This is a genomic window from Glaciimonas sp. Gout2, from assembly GCF_035018905.1.
Lineage (GTDB): Bacteria > Pseudomonadota > Gammaproteobacteria > Burkholderiales > Burkholderiaceae_D > Glaciimonas.
Genome location: NZ_JASJXA010000113.1, coordinates 1 through 1,913 on the forward strand (window position 1 = coordinate 1; position 1,913 = coordinate 1,913).

General features: G+C 44.3%; 2 protein-coding genes. One reads left to right on the forward strand and one right to left on the reverse strand.

Features of this window, described 5'->3' with window-relative positions; translation table 11 throughout:
• Positions 1–1,051: hypothetical protein (locus QN379_RS23350; RefSeq protein ID WP_323507750.1), on the forward strand; the 1,051-nt coding region annotated here is incomplete at its 5' end.
• 581 nt (positions 1,052–1,632) lie between these two features.
• On the opposite strand, the gene QN379_RS23355 is transcribed toward QN379_RS23350, so the two are convergent.
• The coding region (locus tag QN379_RS23355; protein WP_323507751.1) for a hypothetical protein at positions 1,633–1,913 on the reverse strand (281 nt) is incomplete at its 5' end.

The following is a 1,913-nucleotide window of genomic DNA, read 5'->3' on the forward strand; positions in this document are numbered from 1 at the left end:
CTGGACGTTTGAGGTACGCGCAAAAGGATTCTCTCAAATAAGAGAAAAATATGGCGCAGAATTTGCTAGTGAAATTCGTCATGCCTACGCCTACACTCATGATCTCGCTGGGCAGTTAGTAGATTGGTCGCAAAATGCTCCTCAACAATTTTGGAGCCAGACTTCTACCTTTTTTCATGTTGAGGAAGAGAGCCTGACATCAGATTACAAGCAAAGAATTCTACAAACACTAACAGAATTTCAGGGATATTCTGCTCCAGACAGAGTCGATAAATTACGCGTCATCTCTCCGTCCGTCAGTCCAGAAGGGGTGCAGTACAAATATAACGTACAGGAACACGTGAGGGGTGTTCCGCAGGAGGCAACACTTTTTGGCAACGTTGTTACAGCTTACACTTATACGGGGGGGCCACGCCGCGGCCAGCTATATTTAACGACCTCAGCATTTTTGTCCCCAGTCAGCGGTCGTCATCAATTGGGGGAGTCCTTGCAACATGAATTATCGCACCTGGCAATACCCGATAGCCATATGGAGATTTACCTTGATGCTGGCAGTACAAAATACGGACACTACCCAATAAATGGAATGCGTCGTAACGCTGATGCGATACTTAGTTCGCCCGCAGCTTTTCTAAAGTACGCTGAGTTGATTACTTCGGTAAAACAAAGCTTCCTAGAGCATTTTAAGCTGGTGTCGCCCGATAGTCTGGAAAAGTATCTGCCCGAAGGGCTTGCTGACGTTAGTGATAAACGCTTTGAAAAATTCATAAAAAAACTTTTTCAGGGGCCTGCTGATGACAAAGTAAAAGCCTTCATGCTGCCCGATATATTTGTAGCATGGTGTCAACATATGTTGAGTGCAATACCAGAGGCAGGTGCCGAACAAGCAAAAATGAAAAATCGGCGCCATGTGGCCCCTAACGATATGGATACACAAGTGCACAGACTTTTAGTACGTGAATTGTTTGATAGTGGCAATCAAAAAAAGCATAATATTGATTCCGTACCTTTTTTCGAAGAAGACAAAAAGGGTCCGAATAATTCTGTGTAACTGCATGGCTTCAAATAAAGCTTCGGGTATTCCCAAGCCGAATAATAAGACTTCTAATAGCCAGTCGCTGATTGGCGCAGTCTATTTTTCTCTATTGCGTTGATCGCTAAATAAATAACCCACTCACCGTTTTATCGGTAGAGAGTACCGCCGCTTTATGATGGCGTGCCAAATCACAATTTAACGCTTTAATAGTATTCGGGGTGTTGGCAAATTGCACGTTCTAAATGGGCGCACAAAAACCACATTTACAAGAAATAAAATGTTGCGCTGATCTGAAATTTTCAATGGCTACAACGCCAATTCGAGGGCTGGCGCTCGAAATCCACGACAAATAATAGGTGCGTCTTGCGCTATTTTCCTATTTCTCTACAAATGAGACTTTAGTTCTTGTCCTAGCGACGGATCAAAGTGGTAATGATATTTTTGAGAGTCTAGCTTGAATCAGCAATGAAGTAATCCTGCGCATATAGTGCTGTCGTCTGGGTTCGGAGGAACGTTAATATGCTTTGTTGGCTCGCGCAAGACGAGACCAATAATACCGGGTGGTTGTAAGTGACGTTTATTCTTTGAATCGGTGATTAATTCTTCTTGTGCCTGAGCGAACAAGTATGCCATTTGTCATCGGCAGCATCGAAGTTATTCATTTTTTTATTAAATTCATTAAGGATGCTCATGGTGCATACCAGCTTTACCCCATCAACCTCCGCCACCTCTGCGAGTTTCGCGGTCCGCGGATCGGAGCCATCTTCAAAATCCCAATCGACATTTATCAACGTCGTCACAAACTGTAGCGGCATTGAAGTGCCACTTCGCAACGGGAAGTCATCTCTTAACGCCAAGTTCCCGCGGGCAACGCGCC